Source organism: Pseudomonas sp. GD03858, assembly GCF_029840925.1.
Lineage (GTDB): Bacteria > Pseudomonadota > Gammaproteobacteria > Pseudomonadales > Pseudomonadaceae > Aquipseudomonas.
In genome coordinates, this window is the sequence record NZ_JAOCDM010000027.1 from 39595 (window position 1) to 53240 (window position 13646).

22 protein-coding genes are annotated in these 13646 nt (G+C 64.9%); 7 read left to right on the plus strand and 15 right to left on the minus strand.

Features of this window, described 5'->3' with window-relative positions:
* The first annotated feature begins 114 nt into the window (after nt 1-114).
* Nucleotides 115-549 carry a GspH/FimT family pseudopilin gene (locus N5D48_RS10145; RefSeq protein WP_279883715.1) on the plus strand — a complete coding sequence of 145 codons (435 nt, stop codon included), beginning with the start codon at nt 115-117 and terminating at the stop codon, nt 547-549.
* Nucleotides 546-1139, plus strand: coding sequence for a prepilin-type N-terminal cleavage/methylation domain-containing protein (locus tag N5D48_RS10150; protein WP_279883717.1), 594 nt, complete (start codon nt 546-548; stop codon nt 1137-1139). Before N5D48_RS10145 ends, N5D48_RS10150 begins: the two co-directional genes overlap by 4 nt.
* On the opposite strand, the gene N5D48_RS10155 is transcribed toward N5D48_RS10150, so the two are convergent.
* The 3 genes from N5D48_RS10155 to N5D48_RS10165 are packed head-to-tail and all read right to left on the minus strand — an operon-like array spanning nt 1132 to nt 3256.
* Nucleotides 1132-2040 (minus strand): DUF4880 domain-containing protein, encoded by a 909-nt coding sequence (locus tag N5D48_RS10155; protein ID WP_279883718.1) that lies wholly within the window; start codon nt 2038-2040, stop codon nt 1132-1134. The two genes, N5D48_RS10150 and N5D48_RS10155, sit on opposite strands and share 8 nt — an antisense overlap.
* A 29-nt stretch (nt 2041-2069) precedes the next feature.
* Nucleotides 2070-2612, minus strand: coding sequence for an RNA polymerase sigma factor (locus tag N5D48_RS10160; RefSeq protein ID WP_279883719.1), 543 nt, complete (start codon nt 2610-2612; stop codon nt 2070-2072).
* Entirely contained in the window at nt 2609-3256 is a 648-nt protein-coding gene (locus N5D48_RS10165) for an STN domain-containing protein (protein WP_279883720.1), read from the minus strand. Before N5D48_RS10165 ends, N5D48_RS10160 begins: the two co-directional genes overlap by 4 nt.
* A gap of 161 nt (nt 3257-3417) precedes the next feature.
* On the opposite strand from N5D48_RS10165, the gene N5D48_RS10170 reads away from it, so the two are divergent.
* Together N5D48_RS10170 and N5D48_RS10175 are read left to right on the plus strand one after the other, a co-directional pair.
* The gene (locus tag N5D48_RS10170) at nt 3418-3732 is read left to right on the plus strand and encodes a hypothetical protein (RefSeq protein WP_279883721.1); all 315 of its coding nucleotides are present in this window, start codon (nt 3418-3420) and stop codon (nt 3730-3732) included.
* A 98-nt stretch (nt 3733-3830) separates the two neighbouring features.
* Nucleotides 3831-4118 (plus strand): hypothetical protein, encoded by a 288-nt coding sequence (locus N5D48_RS10175; RefSeq protein ID WP_279883722.1) that lies wholly within the window; start codon nt 3831-3833, stop codon nt 4116-4118.
* A gap of 25 nt (nt 4119-4143) precedes the next feature.
* Here the strand turns inward: N5D48_RS10175 and N5D48_RS10180 are convergent, their stop codons facing one another.
* The 4 genes from N5D48_RS10180 to N5D48_RS10195 form a co-directional block, all read right to left on the minus strand.
* A complete protein-coding gene (locus N5D48_RS10180; protein ID WP_279883723.1) occupies nt 4144-4404 on the minus strand; it encodes a DUF1652 domain-containing protein in 261 nt (86 codons plus the stop codon).
* 221 nt (nt 4405-4625) lie between these two features.
* Nucleotides 4626-5531, minus strand: a complete 906-nt coding sequence (locus N5D48_RS10185) for a LysR family transcriptional regulator (RefSeq protein WP_279883724.1) — start codon at nt 5529-5531, stop codon at nt 4626-4628.
* A gap of 332 nt (nt 5532-5863) precedes the next feature.
* Nucleotides 5864-6010 carry a hypothetical protein gene (locus tag N5D48_RS10190; RefSeq protein ID WP_279883725.1) on the minus strand — a complete coding sequence of 49 codons (147 nt, stop codon included), beginning with the start codon at nt 6008-6010 and terminating at the stop codon, nt 5864-5866.
* 311 nt (nt 6011-6321) lie between these two features.
* Complete coding sequence (locus N5D48_RS10195; RefSeq protein ID WP_279883727.1) at nt 6322-6570, minus strand: hypothetical protein; 249 nt, start codon at nt 6568-6570, stop codon at nt 6322-6324.
* Nucleotides 6571-6783: 213 nt separating this feature from the next.
* Between N5D48_RS10195 and N5D48_RS10200 the strand changes: the two genes are divergently transcribed.
* Nucleotides 6784-7023, plus strand: coding sequence for a hypothetical protein (locus tag N5D48_RS10200; protein WP_279883729.1), 240 nt, complete (start codon nt 6784-6786; stop codon nt 7021-7023).
* A 179-nt stretch (nt 7024-7202) separates the two neighbouring features.
* On the opposite strand, the gene ureG is transcribed toward N5D48_RS10200, so the two are convergent.
* The 8 genes from ureG to N5D48_RS10240 all read right to left on the minus strand — a co-directional run bounded on the left by ureG (nt 7203) and on the right by N5D48_RS10240 (nt 12880).
* A complete protein-coding gene (gene ureG / locus N5D48_RS10205) occupies nt 7203-7826 on the minus strand; it encodes an urease accessory protein UreG (protein ID WP_279883731.1) in 624 nt (207 codons plus the stop codon).
* 11 nt (nt 7827-7837) lie between these two features.
* Complete coding sequence (locus N5D48_RS10210; protein WP_279883733.1) at nt 7838-8512, minus strand: urease accessory protein UreF; 675 nt, start codon at nt 8510-8512, stop codon at nt 7838-7840.
* Nucleotides 8512-9057 carry a HupE/UreJ family protein gene (locus tag N5D48_RS10215; protein WP_279883735.1) on the minus strand — a complete coding sequence of 182 codons (546 nt, stop codon included), beginning with the start codon at nt 9055-9057 and terminating at the stop codon, nt 8512-8514. Before N5D48_RS10215 ends, N5D48_RS10210 begins: the two co-directional genes overlap by 1 nt.
* Nucleotides 9058-9079: 22 nt before the next feature.
* The gene (ureE, locus tag N5D48_RS10220) at nt 9080-9559 is read right to left on the minus strand and encodes an urease accessory protein UreE (RefSeq protein WP_279883737.1); all 480 of its coding nucleotides are present in this window, start codon (nt 9557-9559) and stop codon (nt 9080-9082) included.
* 146 nt (nt 9560-9705) lie between these two features.
* The gene (gene ureC, locus N5D48_RS10225; protein ID WP_279883739.1) at nt 9706-11409 is read right to left on the minus strand and encodes an urease subunit alpha; all 1704 of its coding nucleotides are present in this window, start codon (nt 11407-11409) and stop codon (nt 9706-9708) included.
* The gene (locus N5D48_RS10230) at nt 11406-11723 is read right to left on the minus strand and encodes an urease subunit beta (protein ID WP_279883747.1); all 318 of its coding nucleotides are present in this window, start codon (nt 11721-11723) and stop codon (nt 11406-11408) included. The genes ureC and N5D48_RS10230 overlap by 4 nt, the downstream gene beginning before the upstream one ends.
* Nucleotides 11724-11733: 10 nt before the next feature.
* Nucleotides 11734-12036 (minus strand): urease subunit gamma, encoded by a 303-nt coding sequence (locus N5D48_RS10235; RefSeq protein ID WP_279883741.1) that lies wholly within the window; start codon nt 12034-12036, stop codon nt 11734-11736.
* Between the two features lie 10 nt (nt 12037-12046).
* Nucleotides 12047-12880 (minus strand): urease accessory protein UreD, encoded by an 834-nt coding sequence (locus tag N5D48_RS10240; protein WP_279883743.1) that lies wholly within the window; start codon nt 12878-12880, stop codon nt 12047-12049.
* A gap of 134 nt (nt 12881-13014) precedes the next feature.
* Between N5D48_RS10240 and N5D48_RS10245 the strand changes: the two genes are divergently transcribed.
* Nucleotides 13015-13227 carry a hypothetical protein gene (locus tag N5D48_RS10245; RefSeq protein WP_279883745.1) on the plus strand — a complete coding sequence of 71 codons (213 nt, stop codon included), beginning with the start codon at nt 13015-13017 and terminating at the stop codon, nt 13225-13227.
* Complete coding sequence (locus tag N5D48_RS10250; RefSeq protein ID WP_279883749.1) at nt 13224-13577, plus strand: hypothetical protein; 354 nt, start codon at nt 13224-13226, stop codon at nt 13575-13577. Before N5D48_RS10245 ends, N5D48_RS10250 begins: the two co-directional genes overlap by 4 nt.
* Nucleotides 13578-13646 lie beyond the last annotated feature (69 nt).

Below are 13646 nucleotides of genomic sequence, written 5' to 3' on the forward strand. Positions count from 1 at the left end.
TCAGGGGCTCCTTGTGTACCTGCCAGCCAACATACCGGGTAATTCTCACGGTTTTGTTTCACATCGCGATCATCTTCGTCGGGCAAGCTGCCAGTCAGGACAAGGAGCAGCCCCGTGAACGGACAACGCGGTTTCACCCTGATCGAACTGATGGTGGTGCTGGTGATCGTGGGTATCGCCAGCGCCGCCATCAGCCTGAGCATCCGCCCCGACCCTGGCAAACACCTGCGGGCCGATGGCGAGCGCCTGGCACTCATGCTGGAGTTGGCGCGCAGCGAGGCCCAGGCCGATGGCCAGCCCCTGCGCTGGCAAGTCGACCACGACGGCTACGGTTTCGTGCGCGCCGATGGCCGGCTGGTCGACGAAGGTCCGCTCAAGCACCGCCGCTGGCAGGCCGACACCGTCAAGGTCCAGGTCGAGCCCCGCGGGGCGGTATGGCTGGACGGCGAATGGATCGGCGCCCCGCTGACCGTGCGCCTGCGCAGCGGCCCGGTGCTGGTGCGCCTGGCCAGCGACGGCGCCGGGAAATTCCGGGTTAGCCAGCCATGAACCGGCAACGCGGCTTCACCCTGATCGAAGTGATGATCGCGATCCTGCTGATGGCGGTGGTCAGCCTGATCGCCTGGCGCGGGCTCGACAGCGTCAGCCGCGCCGACCGCCATGTACGCCAGGCCAGCGAAGCGCACCAGGCGGTGCTGCGGGTATTCCAGCAGTTGGAGCGCGACCTGGCCCTGCGCGCCACCGTGGAACTGCTGGAACCACCCCTGCCCGGTCGCGAGCCACCGGGCAAGCCGGCACTGCCAGCGATTCGTGCCCGCGCCGACCGCCTGGAACTGGTTCGTGCGGGAGCCATCCCCGGTAGCGGCCTGCAGCGGGTCCGCTGGTACGTGCGCGCAGGCACCCTGTATCGTGCCGCCGCGCCGCTGCGCGAGCGCTATCCACTACCGGCCCCCGAGATGGCCGTGGCCGTATTGGACAACGTGACGACTTTCAGCCTGCGCCGCTGGCAACCCGACAAGGGCTGGCAAGGACCGGACAGCCAGGCGCACGACGCTCCCGCAGGTCTGGAGATACGTCTGGGCTGGCGTGGCAGTCAAGGTGAAGAGCGCTATCGTCAGGTGCTGGGGCCGTTCAACTGACCAGCACCACACCGCCTGGCAGCTCGAGGCAACGAGCGCCATAAGCGCTGCGGATCAGTTCGGCGGCCTGGGCCAGTTGCTCGAAACTGAACCGGGCCTGCACCCGGCGGCGCCCCAGTGACGGGTTGAGCAGAATCAGGCGTCCAGGGCGATAGCGATTGATCTCATCGATCACCTGGGCCAGTGGCGCATCGCGAAACACCAGCATGCGCTCTCTCCAGGACATCACCTGTCCAATATCGAATGCCGCCGGCGCGCTGACTCGCTGCGCGCCGTAACGCAGCTGAAGCCCGGCCGGCAGGTTCTCGACCTGCCCCAGAGCGGCGATGCGCAGTTCACCGCTCAGGCAGGTGACGCACACCCCCTCGTCGTCTTCACGCACGTTGAACCGCGCGAGGTCGGCACTGATCAGCCCTTGCCCGGCACGCACCTGTACAGGCTGACGGGCCTGGACCTCGATCTCGCCCCCCAACAGCGCGATGCCGTGCCGCTCCCGGCTGACCTGGGTACGTACGTTCAGCTCCAGTTCGATGCCCGCCGCCAGCTCGACGCGGCGCTGTTCGCCCGCCTCGGTGGCGAATGCCACGGGGGGCGCGGCAAGATCCTCCAGCAGGCCGCCACGCCAGACCAGCAGCGCCGCCGAAGCCGCCACCGCGCCGCCCAGCAGGGCACGCCTGCCCAGCACAGGCATGGGCGCCACCTGACGGGCCTGACGCGCCGCTGGCCCCAACAGGTGCCAGAGCTGTCGAGCCTGGGCGAACGCCTCGGCATGGGCCGGGCTGCGCGCGCACCACTGTCGCAGGGCCTGAGCGTCGGCATGGGTGGCCTGACCGGAAGTCAGCCGCACGAGCCAGTCCTGGGCCTGGCGCTGCAAGTCGGGATCGGGCGAAATCTGAGGCATGGCATTCACATGAGAAAGTCGACTATTGATCAAGACGGTTTTCCCGCGCCCGGACCGAACCGCTGAAATACTTTTCTATCCAGGCGCTGCGCGCAATGCCCCAGCGCCGCCTTGAGTTCCTTCTCCACCGTGCGCGTGGAAATGCCGAAACGCTGGGAAATCTCCTGGTGCGAGGCCTCTTCCAGGCGGGCCGCAATGAAAATCCGTCGCCGCCGTGCCGGCAGCTCGTAAAGCGCGCCCAGCAGATTCTGGATTTCGCGCTGGCCACCGACGATACGTGCCGGATCCTGGTCTTCGGCGACCTGCAACAACGCCTCTATTTCGCCACCGGTCAGCAACCGGGCGTCGGCCTCGCGGCGATCGGCGGCGACATTCAGGGCCATGCGGTACAGGTAGGCATCGGGCTTGCGCAGATCGTGCACCGCCTCCATGCGATCGACCCGCAGGTAGGTTTCCTGCAGCACATCGTTGGCCAGGTCATCCGAGCCGAGCCTGCGCCTCAGGCGCACCCGCAACGCGTCGTAGGACGTCAGAAACAGCTTGACCAGCGCACTGTCCCGAGGTTTGTTCATGCCGCCGCAGCTCCTTGCGAAAGTGGGCAATCCATAGGTACCGGGCGTAGCAGCAAAGTGATCGGCTGCGCCAAGGATGTCGGTGGCGCGCCCTCGAGGCGTACCGCATGCAAGCGTTCGATGACCGCGGCATCACGGGCGAAATCGCCGGTCGATGCCAGCAAGCGGCTCTGCGCGATCTGGCCACGGGCATCGATCCAGATCTGCAAGGCCGCCCTATAGCTGCCGGGGCGGGTCAATGCCGAGGTGCACAACGCGCGCTCGACCGCCATTTGCAACGCCTGCCCGTAACCTCCGGCAGACACGCCCGTCGCCGGGCTACGCCGTGTTGCGACCGGAAAACGCAACGGCAACAGGGTGAAGCCACCGCTACCGCTGTAGCGGGCCAGTAGCCCGGTGCCCCGCAACAATCGCTGCAGGCCTTCGCGCGCGGTATAGCGTCCTTGCACCAGGCTGGAACGCTGCCCGGTGAGCAAGGCCTGGTCCACCAGCACCGCCAGGCCGCTCTGCCGGCCGAAGCTGTCCAGCGCCTGATCCAGCGGCTGTGCCGGGATCTCCAGGGTCAGCAGCGGTTGCGCGCGCAAGGACAGCGGCGCGACCAGCCACCCCAGCATCAGCATGCCGACCACAAGCAATGCACGCACGGATTGACTGGCCTCCTTGCTGGCCGCCGTCGCCGGGGAAACGTCATCCTGGGGCCAATGTATGACGCTGTGGTGACAGCCAGCGGCAACCAAAGCTTCACCCAGGGACAAACCAGCCAGGGCTAGACTTGCCTCTGGATCCATCGCAAGGAGTACTCACCATGGGCCGACTGCCACTGGCGTTCCTGCCCCTGCTGCTGGGCTACGCCCTGCCAGTGCTTGCCGAGCGCAGCGAAGCCGGCCAGGGCTGCATCGACGTGCAGGTCGGTCAGTCCCGGGCACTGGCCTACGACTGTCTGACACAACAGTTGCAAGGCAGCGATCCGAAAGCAGCGCAAGGCCTGCGCGAGCAGCTCGATCCAGCGCGACAACTGCAACGCAAGGCCCCGAACCAGATGGGCCTGGCGACACCTGCGGCGACGTCGACGCGCATGGGCAACAGCTTCGGCAGTTCGGTTGTGCCACAAAGACCGTGACAAGATGATCTGCGCGCCATCGGACTGAAATAATTTGAACGCTTACGCGCTTTAGGCTTCCAACGAGAGATACTCCGTCCTTTCGTCAGGAGCCCGCCATGAAGATGTCCTGCCGCGCGCCCTGCGCCCGCCTCGAGCTGGACTTCATTCGTGACACCCTGTTCGGTTCGGTGGCGCAGCGCGCCGAGTGCCAGGTTCAGCTGGCTGCCCTTAGCCTGCAAGGTCGCCCTGCCCTGCGCCTGCACATCGAACCGCCGCTGCCCGCCAAGGTGGAGCGTGCCCATAGTGTTGCCTTCGTCTGGGAGGGACGCAGCTATCGAGGCGTGGTACGCGAACACGTCAGATGCGGTGATGGCGGAATCAATCTGTTGCTGGAGCTGCAGTGAGCAGCGCCGACCAAACCTGCGGCATTCAGGCGATGGCCTTGAACTCAAGTGTCTGGCTGTGCCGCTGCGCCTTGATGCGCGTCACCAGCTCCAGCAGGTCATGACAGTTCTTGAGACTGGCGACTGGCACCCCGGTAACGGTGAGGCAGTCGTCCAGGCTCTCGCCCCGGCCCAGGCGAATGGTAAGGTTTTCGCCATCCGGGCAACTGACCTCGCAACGGTCAGGCAAGCAGGCTTGCTCGATCATCTGCCGCATTTCAAGCATCGAAACACCGATCAATGACATGGTACGACCCTCGCACTACTGGGTGGCCTGCTGTGTGATTACGCCGTGCAAGGGCGCAATGCCAATTGATATTGCCCATGCCCTGGCAGCAGGCCATTCGCCAAAGCAATGACAGCACCCGCGATCCCCTGGCGCCTTGATGGAAGAGCCCGGCGCGACCTGAATCGTTCGACAGCCCCTGGCCTCGGGGCGACGAATGGACGGCCACCGGCAAGCCAAGGTCAAAAGCTCGCCAGCTGCTCTCGGCAGAATTCGACGAACAGCTGCGCCGGCTTGGTCAGTTGCACCCGCTTCAGGTGGGCTGCCGCCAACCCCGACAGTGCCACCGGTTCGCTGATGTCGACGGTCACCAGGCGCTGCCCATCATAGGTGAATTCCGAAAATGGCCGGGTGACCAGCAGCGAGAAACCGAATCCCTGGCCCACCATGCCCCGGACCATCTCGATGGACGGCGAGCTGAACACGATGTTCGGGGTCAGCCCCAGTTCGTTGAACAGGCTGACGAAGTACGTGCGGCTGGGCGCCACGTCGAGCAGGATCATCGGCTCTGGGCACAGGTCGCGCAGCGACACCTGGGCCTGGCTGGCGAAACGGTGCTTCTCTGGAAGCAGCACATAGGGTTTCTGCGCGGGCATCAACGGTTCGGTCTCGATGGTGCCATCGAGGTCATGATCGTAGAGGAACACCAGGTCGAAGGTGCCGGCGGTCAGGCCCTGGATCAGGTCCTGCTGTTCGCCGTCGCGCAGGCGGATGTCCACGCCCGGGTAGCGCTCGCGAAAACCGGCGATCAGTCGCGGCAGGTACAGTGGCGCCACGGTCTCGAAGCAGCCGATGTCGATCTGCCCGGCCACGGTGTCGTTGTCGGCCAGGGCATTCTGCTCGAACTCGTGGGCCATCTGCAGCAACGCGCGGGTCTTGGCGTAGAAGCGCTTGCCGCTGGGCGTCAGTGATACGCCTTGAGCGTGGTGACGGATGAACAACTGCACACCGAAGCTTTCTTCCAGGCTCTTGATTGCCGTGGAGATCGATGGTTGAGCGATGTACAGCTGGCGCGAAGCTTCGGCGACACTGCCGGCTTCCACGGTGGTGACGAAGTACTTGAGTTGACGCAAGGTATAGGAAGCCACAGGCACCTCTCTGGCGCATATTGCAACGCCCTGGGATCTTGCTGTCACTTTACCTTGATGCCGAAGCGTTCGGACCCTCGCGAGATGGATGATTTACCTAAGGCTTGAGCATATTTTCACAAGGGTACCGCCCAGCTCGCACGCATGCGTTGATCGACGGTCGCGGACTGACACGCGCAACGGTGTTTCGAAGACATTTGGATGATCGCCACTCACGTCACCTGGGGCTTCATGGCCAGGCCCCTTGGCGCCCCAGCAAGAAAACCGTGCATGGAGGATGCTCCATGCACGGCGATAGGCACAAGATCAGTCGCTCTGACCTGCTTTAGCCATCAATCGAAATCCCAGGCTGGCTGGCAAAGACCAACCGAAGTCGGATAGGTGCCCGGCGCGCAAGGCAGTGAAGGTGGATTCGAGGCATGGGCGATCTGGAAAGTGCCTGCGGTGGCCAGCAGTACGATCAAGGCAATTTTCTTCATTATGGTTTCCTTGCGTGGTTCATTCGGTTTCAACTGCAGCTGGCGAAAAGTCCTACTGTTCGATCCGTCAGCCAGAACGACTTTACCTGCAACCCAAACCGATGATCCTTAGGCAAACCCTTGTGCCAAACCCTGAAAATTGAACCTGTCGTGTAAGAGACTGTTTGCAATCTCAGTCGATGCGCCATTTCTCCCAATGCCAGTTTCGCTGACTTCCATGCCGCCGTTACCCACTCACTGACAGCAGCGCCGCCAGTGCTCGTGCCTCGCACGGTTGGATTTCAGTCAAGCGCATGCCCTGCGCACAGTGCTCAATCGAAGTCGAAAGAGGGCTGGCAGTGCCCAACCGACGTGGCGAACGTACCGGGCGGGCAGTCGAACGGAGCCACCCCGCCATAGTGGCCAACCCCGGCCAATCGCGTGCTTTGCCCGACCCCGGCGTCGACCTGGGCGAACGGCGAAACGGTATCGACGGCAGGCTCGAATGTGTGCTCATTGCCAAGCACGAACTGGGCTGGAGCTGCAGCAGCCAGCACCGAAAAGAATGCAATCCATTTCATGTAAGTTTCCTTGAGTGATGTTGTGGACTCGCTGCCGCAGGCAAGCCGCGGCGGCCAGCCAGACTTTAGCCGTCGAGGGAATCATTCACCTCGACAAAAAGCCCCATGCATCACCTGGAAACACTCTCCCGTGTCGCCAGCACCTTGCGCAAAGCAGGCTGACGCGGGCAATCATGCAGACTCTGCTGATTCCAGACGAACAGAAGCCCGTTCATGACGGCAATGGTGTTCGCCATGAACGGGCTTGGACTGCGGATTGGATTACTCGAAGTCGATGTTGGCGGGCACGCAATCGTCACCGATTTTTTTCGTGCCCTAGGGGCAGGTCAACCATGGGGACTTGAGGGAAAGACTGGACAGTTTGGCGGCCTCCATGTTCGCAGCCTGGACCATGCCGGTGGTTGCCAAAAGAGCGACGAGTGCGATCAATTTCATACGGATTCCCTTGAGTGAGGTTTGGGTCTACATGTACGCCAGGCGAGTGGTCTGGACACCAGGCCCGCGGCAACCCGACGGACTTTATCGTCGAGCCTGGCCATAAGCTGTAGCCCGCAACCACCGCAACGGTAAGAAGTCGCGCTGTGACTTGTAGGAACGCCATCAAGACGATGGCATGTCACACCAACGCCCGTTCAGCTTCGCGCCCCCAACATGCCCCTCTCGACGATGAAGTCAATGACCGCCTGCAGCCCGTCGCCCTTCTTCAGGTTGCTGAAGGTCCACGGTCGCTCCGGGCGCATTCTGCGAGTGTCCCGCTCCATCACTTCCAGCGAAGCCCCGACGTATGGGGCCAGGTCTGTCTTGTTGATCACCAGGAAATCCGACTTGGTGATGCCGGGCCCACCTTTGCGCGGGATCTTTTCGCCCTCCGCCACATCGATCACGTAGATGGTCAGATCCGCCAGTTCTGGACTGAAGGTCGCGCTGAGATTATCACCACCGCTTTCGACGAAGATCACCTCGAGATTACCGAACTTACTTGCCAGTTCCTCCACGGCGGCCAGATTCATCGAAGCGTCTTCGCGAATGGCCGTGTGCGGGCAGCCGCCGGTCTCGACGCCAACGATGCGCTCCGGCGCCAGGGCACCGGCCTCGGTGAGAATACGCTGGTCTTCCTTGGTGTAGATGTCGTTGGTCACCACTGCGATCTGGTAGTGATCGCGCATGGCCTTGCACAGGGCTTCGAGCAGCGCGGTCTTGCCAGAACCGACCGGGCCTCCGACGCCGACACGCAGGGGTTGCTGATAATTTTGCATCGAGGCAGTCCTCAGGAACGGAACAAACGGGTGTATTGGGTTTCGTGGCGCGACGAGGCAATGGCCAGCAGCGGCAGGCCGCCACCGAGCTGGTCGTCGTCGAGCGTCAGGGCATGGTCAAGCACGGAGGGCAGCTCCTCGCCCAGGTCGCGCAGCAAGGTCTGGGCGGCCTGCTGGCCGAACGGCACCAGCTTCACCCCCGCCATTACCGCCCCTTCCAACCAGGCAAAACCGTGGCCCAGGGCGAGCTGGCGCAGTGGGATCGACCAGTGCGCCGCGAGCCAGGCCATGCCACCCAGTTGGCTGAGTTCGAGGCTGGCACGCCAGGCCGGGGCCTGCCCCACCTGCCAACCATCGAGCAAACGGGCCAGGGCGCTGCCGCGCTGGCGCTCCTCCAGACGCAGCTCGGCGGTCTCGCGATTGGCCAGCAAGAACCTGCTCCAATGCGCGAAGGCATCGGCATCGCCCACCTGGCACGCCCGGTAGAGGCGCGCCAGCAACGGCCAGTCGAGATGACCGAGGGTGTCGTGCAACTGCTCGCGCTGCCAGGCTGCGAAACCCTTGGCGTCCCTCACCCAGCCGGCTTCCACGGCCCACTCCAGGCCTTGCGAGTAGGTAAATCCGCCCACGGGCAGGCCGGGGCTGACCAGTTGCAGCAGGCGCAGCAGCGCCAGGTCGCTGCTCATCAGCCGGCCAGCACCAGCGCGGCACCGGCCAGCAGGCCACCGCCGAAGGCTTTCTGCAGGCCGGCATGGCGGCGCAGCAGGCACCCGACGCCGAAACCCACGGCCAGCAGCAACCCGCTGACCGTGACGAAGCCTGCGCTGAACAGCCAGAACGCGCTGGGCGTGGCCTCCACGCCGTGGGCCCAGCCATGGAACAGGGCGAACACCGGCATGACCAGCGACAGCAGCAGCTGGCGACCCGGCAGCAACATGGCGGCGGCAGCCACCAGCAGGCTGCCGAGAATCATCTGTTCCATGCCGACCACACCGCCGAACAGGTGGCCGCACACAGCCCCAGCGAACATCGCCGCCAAAGTCGCCAGCGGCAAGGCCAGATTGCGTCCGGTCAGGGCGGCGAGCACGCCGGTGCCGAGCAGCATCAGTAGATGGTCGAGCCCTGTCAGCGGGTGCAGCAGGCCATCCTGCAACGGGTTGGCATCATGGCCGGGGTGGGCGAAGGCCGGCAAGGCCACCATCAGCAGTACCAGAGCGAAAGTCTTTTTCATCGAAGGCTCCAAAGGGGTGAGGTCAGGAATGGGCGGGCAGGCGCACGAACGGATGGCCGTGACCGTGGGAATGGGATGCGCTCTGGTAGGCGCCAGCTTCGGGCTCGAACGGTGCCTGTTCGGTGATCGCCTCCAGCCCCAGGCCGCGCAGCATGTCGTCGAGCACGTGGTCGTGCTGGTAGCGCAGCAAGCCCGGCTCGATCTGCAACGGCACATGGCGATTGCCCAGGTGATAGGCGGCACGGGCCAACAGATGTGGATCGGCGCAACGCACCGTCGACACGGCCTCGGGGGCGGCCAGCACGCGGATCACCTGCTCGCCTTCGGCATCGGCGAGCAGCTCACCACCGCGCAGCAGGTGGCCACGTTCGAGCATCAGCCCGGCCTCGCGGCCATCGTCGAGGGTGACGCGCAGGCGGCTCTTGATCCGGCTGTCGACCGCGAGGGTGACACTGCCGGTCACCGTGACGGCATCGCTGAGCCTGCGGGTAAGTACGATCATGTTCACTCCTTAAAAACAAAACCAGGTTTGCAACGATAGGCACCGTGGGAGCGGGCTTGCCCCGCGATCAATGGCACCGGCGCTGCCGGTAATCCGGGCGGTGCGGCGTTCCGACAAGCCCGCTCCCACGCCCCACTTTCAAGCCGTCAGAACAGGAAATAGCGCTGCGCCAGCGGCAGCTCGTGGGCCGGCTCACACACCAGCAGCTCGCCGTCGGCGCGTACCTGGTAGGTCTGCGCATCGACCTCGATCAGCGGTTGCAGGGTGTTGTGGACCATATCGGCCTTGCGCACCCGCCGGCAGCCATGGGCCACGCCGATCAGGCTCTGCAGCTTCAGCTCATCGGGCAGGCCACGGTCCAGGGCGGCCTGGGGCAGGAAGGTCATGCGCGTGGCATGCCGCGCCGCGCCCAGGGCGCCGAACATGGGCCGGTAATGCACCGGCTGCGGCGTGGGAATCGAGCCGTTGATGTCCCCCATCGGCGCGGTGGCAATCATCCCCCCCTTGAGCACCAGCGCGGGCTTTACCGCGAAGAACGCCGGCGCCCAGAGCACCAGGTCGGCCAACTTGCCCACTTCCACCGAGCCGACCTCGTGGGCGATGCCATGGGTCAGCGCCGGGTTGATCGTGTACTTGGCGATGTAGCGCTTGACCCGGAAGTTGTCGCAGTAGTCGCCATCCGGGGCCAGCGGACCTCGGCGCAGCTTCATCTGATGCGCCACCTGCCAGGTGCGCAGCACCACTTCGCCAACCCGGCCCATGGCCTGGGAGTCGGACGAGGTCATGGAAAAAGCGCCCATGTCGTGGAGGATGTCCTCGGCGGCGATGGTCTCGCGGCGGATGCGTGACTCGGCGAAAGCCACGTCCTCGGCGATGCTCGGGTCCAGGTGATGGCAGACCATGAGCATGTCCAGGTGCTCGTCGACGGTGTTGACCGTGTAGGGCAGCGTCGGGTTGGTCGAGGACGGCAGCACGTTGGCCTGGCCCGCGGCGCGGATGATGTCCGGCGCATGGCCGCCACCGGCGCCTTCGGTATGGAAGGTATGAATGGTGCGCTCGCCGATGGCGGCCAGGGTGTCCTCGATGCAGCCCGACTCGTTGAGGGTGTCGGTGTGGATCGCCACCTGGATGTCCATCTCCTCGGCCACCCCCAGGCAGCAGTCGATGGCGGCGGGCGTCGAGCCCCAGTCTTCGTGCAGCTTGAGGCCCACGGCGCCAGCGGCGATCTGCTCGCGCAGGGCCTCGGGCCGCGAGGCATTGCCCTTGCCCAGCAGGCCGATGTTGATCGGCAGGCAGTCGGCGGCCTGGAGCATGCGCGCCAGGTACCAGGGGCCGGGGGTGCAGGTGGTGGCGTTGGTGCCGGTGGCAGGCCCGGTGCCGCCGCCGATGAAGGTGGTCACGCCGCTGGTCAGCGCCTCTTCCACCTGCTGCGGGCAGATGAAGTGGATATGCGAATCGATGCCGCCGGCGGTGACGATCTTGCCTTCGGCGGCGATGACCTCGGTGCCCGGCCCTACCGGCACCGTGACACCGGGCTGCACATCGGGGTTGCCGGCTTTGCCGATGGCGGCGATACGCCCGTGCTTGACACCGATATCGGCCTTGACGATGCCCCAGTGGTCGATGATCAGCGCATTGGTCAGCACCAGGTCCATGGCCTCGGCTGCGAGCATCTGGCCCTGGCCCATGCCGTCGCGGATCACCTTGCCGCCGCCGAACTTGACCTCCTCGCCGTAGATCGTGAAGTCCTTTTCCACTGCCACCCACAGCGCGGTATCGGCCAGGCGCACGCGATCGCCGACGGTGGGACCGAACATGTCGGCGTAGGCCTGCCGGGAAATGCGGCTCATGCCCTGCCCTCCAGCATGCCCATCACCTTGCCCTGGAAACCATACACCTCGCGCTTGCCGGCGTAGGCCACCAACTGCACGGTACGCGCCTGCCCCGGCTCGAAGCGCACCGCCGTGCCTGCCGGAATGTCCAGGCGAAAACCACGAGTCGGCTCGCGCTCGAACACCAGGGCGTCGTTGACTTCGTAGAAGTGGTAGTGCGAGCCCACCTGTACCGGGCGGTCGCCGTGGTTGGCCACGCTGACGCTGAGCGTCGCGCGACCGACATTGAGCTCGATGTCGCCGCTGGCGACCTGGACTTCTCCGGGAATCATGCCGGCTTCCTCAAACAATGGGTTCATGCACGGTCACCAGCTTGGTGCCGTCGGGGAAGGTCGCCTCGATCTGGACGTCGTGCAGCATCTCCGGCACCCCCGTCATCACCTGCTCGCGCACCAGCACCTCGCGGCCCAGGCTCATCAGCTCGGCCACCGTGCGACCATCGCGGGCGCCTTCGAGCACCGCGGCACTGATCAGCGCCACCGCTTCCGGGTAGTTGAGTTTCAAGCCACGGGCCAGGCGCCGCTCGGCCAGCAAGGCGGCGGTGAACAGCAGCAGTTTGTCTTTCTCTCGCGGGGTCAGCTCCATGGCGGCTCTCTCAGGTGGCCCAGATGCGCGGCGGGCACGGCGCCAGGCCGAGCACGGCCGGGCGCAGCAGGTGCCAGAGGCGCTGCAGGTTGCGTTGCAGGTGTTGGTTGTCGTGGTCGAGCAGACGGATCACCAGCAGTGATCCGAGCAAGGTGGCGCCGGCCGGGGTCTTCAGTTGGTCGAGCAGTTCGCGCACCTGCTCAAGCACCGTGGTGTTAGCGGGGGCAGCGCAGAAGGTCGCCAGTAGCGGGTGGTCGCCGACCTTGGCCAGTTGCCCACCGTCGATACGCAGGCGCTCGTGCAGGCCGGGGTCGTCGGGCAGTTCGATGCGCAGGCGGCTGTCCAGCGCGCCCTGCTCGAAACGCTCGCCCATCACCGGGCGGCCCAGGCACAGGGTTTCCCAGGCCAGCAGGCGAGCGCCGGGCTCAAGGGTGAAACGGCTGTCGAGGCTGGCGCGGGCACCATTGAAGAAGATGCTGTCCTGAGGCAACCACTCCAGCACGCTGTCGGCGGCCAGGTGAAAGTGCTGGGCCAGGTACGCGGTGGGGCCAATGCTGCGATAGAACTTGCTCGCTCCCGGCATGGTCAGCAAGGCGTGGCTGCCGGGGTCGAGGTGGATGTCCAGTTCCAGACGGTCGCCGGCGACGATCCCGCCCGGCGGGTGCAGGACATAGACGTGGCACGGCGCGCCCTCTGGATAGAACGGTCGTTGCACCAAAAGAGGTCCGACGTGACGACGCGCACCAAGGCGGGTCACGCCCTCGCGCTGGACGAAGCGCAACTGCAGATGCGCGCTCCAACCCGCGTCTGCCTGTGGTGAGTCGATCTGCTGCGCCGTTGACATCCTGTAGCCTCTGAAATTCGTGGCCTGAAGGCCACTGTCCAGTGGTCGAGGTCGACTGCCCGCGGGCACTCCGATCTGACCACCCGATCAATGTTCGCTGGCTGGATATAGCAGGTAGCGGGCCAACTACGCAGATGAACGCAGATGAAACTTGCAACCCTGTGGTCATGGTCTTTGCCTTGATCCAGAGCGGTTGCGCCTTGACGCGCAATTTAAGTGCCTGGCGCGATGGACAACTGCGCTACAGTGACCGCCCTGCACTTTTTCGAGCCAAGGACACCACCATGCAATTCGCCTGCGCCATTGCGCTTCTGAAAACGCTGTCGGTTGAAAGGGCCAAGGGCTGATGGCCAGTGGCAAGCGTGTCCTGGCACGTCTGGAGCGGGAGATGGTCGCCTGCCTGACCGAGGCCTGCGCCACCGCCCAGGGCGAGATCGTCGGTTTCGCCTGGCTCACCCACCAGGTGGACCTCGACGACTTTCCCGCCAGCCTGCGCATCACCTGGGTGTTCACCGACGACACCGACAAGGCCCGGGCACTGGCCGGCGCGGACAAGGCGCGGATGATCGCGCTGACGGCCCTGGCGCTGAGTGACGCGGGGGTCGAGCTGGACCATGTCGCCTGGCATGTGCGCTTCGACAGCGAGGAGGCATGCTGGCGTGATCATGGCGGGGATTGGAACCGACGGTTGCGCTGAGCCTTTCAAGGCCTGCGCGGTCCTGTAGGAGCGGCCTTGTGTCGCGAAAGGGCTGCGCAGCAGCCCCCT

What these genes read in the sequence shown, in the direction of transcription:
- N5D48_RS10150 (WP_279883717.1), top strand. Translation starts at nt 546, where the DNA reads ATGAACCGGCAACGCGGCTTCACCCTGATCGAAGTGATGATCGCGATC.
- N5D48_RS10155 (WP_279883718.1), bottom strand. Translation starts at nt 2,040, where the DNA reads ATGCCTCAGATTTCGCCCGATCCCGACTTGCAGCGCCAGGCCCAGGAC.
- N5D48_RS10160 (WP_279883719.1), bottom strand. Translation starts at nt 2,612, where the DNA reads ATGAACAAACCTCGGGACAGTGCGCTGGTCAAGCTGTTTCTGACGTCC.
- N5D48_RS10170 (WP_279883721.1), top strand. Translation starts at nt 3,418, where the DNA reads ATGGGCCGACTGCCACTGGCGTTCCTGCCCCTGCTGCTGGGCTACGCC.
- N5D48_RS10175 (WP_279883722.1), top strand. Translation starts at nt 3,831, where the DNA reads ATGAAGATGTCCTGCCGCGCGCCCTGCGCCCGCCTCGAGCTGGACTTC.
- N5D48_RS10180 (WP_279883723.1), bottom strand. Translation starts at nt 4,404, where the DNA reads ATGTCATTGATCGGTGTTTCGATGCTTGAAATGCGGCAGATGATCGAG.
- N5D48_RS10190 (WP_279883725.1), bottom strand. Translation starts at nt 6,010, where the DNA reads ATGAAGAAAATTGCCTTGATCGTACTGCTGGCCACCGCAGGCACTTTC.
- N5D48_RS10195 (WP_279883727.1), bottom strand. Translation starts at nt 6,570, where the DNA reads ATGAAATGGATTGCATTCTTTTCGGTGCTGGCTGCTGCAGCTCCAGCC.
- N5D48_RS10200 (WP_279883729.1), top strand. Translation starts at nt 6,784, where the DNA reads ATGACGGCAATGGTGTTCGCCATGAACGGGCTTGGACTGCGGATTGGA.
- ureG (WP_279883731.1), bottom strand. Translation starts at nt 7,826, where the DNA reads ATGCAAAATTATCAGCAACCCCTGCGTGTCGGCGTCGGAGGCCCGGTC.
- N5D48_RS10210 (WP_279883733.1), bottom strand. Translation starts at nt 8,512, where the DNA reads ATGAGCAGCGACCTGGCGCTGCTGCGCCTGCTGCAACTGGTCAGCCCC.
- N5D48_RS10215 (WP_279883735.1), bottom strand. Translation starts at nt 9,057, where the DNA reads ATGAAAAAGACTTTCGCTCTGGTACTGCTGATGGTGGCCTTGCCGGCC.
- ureE (WP_279883737.1), bottom strand. Translation starts at nt 9,559, where the DNA reads ATGATCGTACTTACCCGCAGGCTCAGCGATGCCGTCACGGTGACCGGC.
- ureC (WP_279883739.1), bottom strand. Translation starts at nt 11,409, where the DNA reads ATGAGCCGCATTTCCCGGCAGGCCTACGCCGACATGTTCGGTCCCACC.
- N5D48_RS10230 (WP_279883747.1), bottom strand. Translation starts at nt 11,723, where the DNA reads ATGATTCCCGGAGAAGTCCAGGTCGCCAGCGGCGACATCGAGCTCAAT.
- N5D48_RS10235 (WP_279883741.1), bottom strand. Translation starts at nt 12,036, where the DNA reads ATGGAGCTGACCCCGCGAGAGAAAGACAAACTGCTGCTGTTCACCGCC.
- N5D48_RS10240 (WP_279883743.1), bottom strand. Translation starts at nt 12,880, where the DNA reads ATGTCAACGGCGCAGCAGATCGACTCACCACAGGCAGACGCGGGTTGG.
- N5D48_RS10245 (WP_279883745.1), top strand. Translation starts at nt 13,015, where the DNA reads ATGAACGCAGATGAAACTTGCAACCCTGTGGTCATGGTCTTTGCCTTG.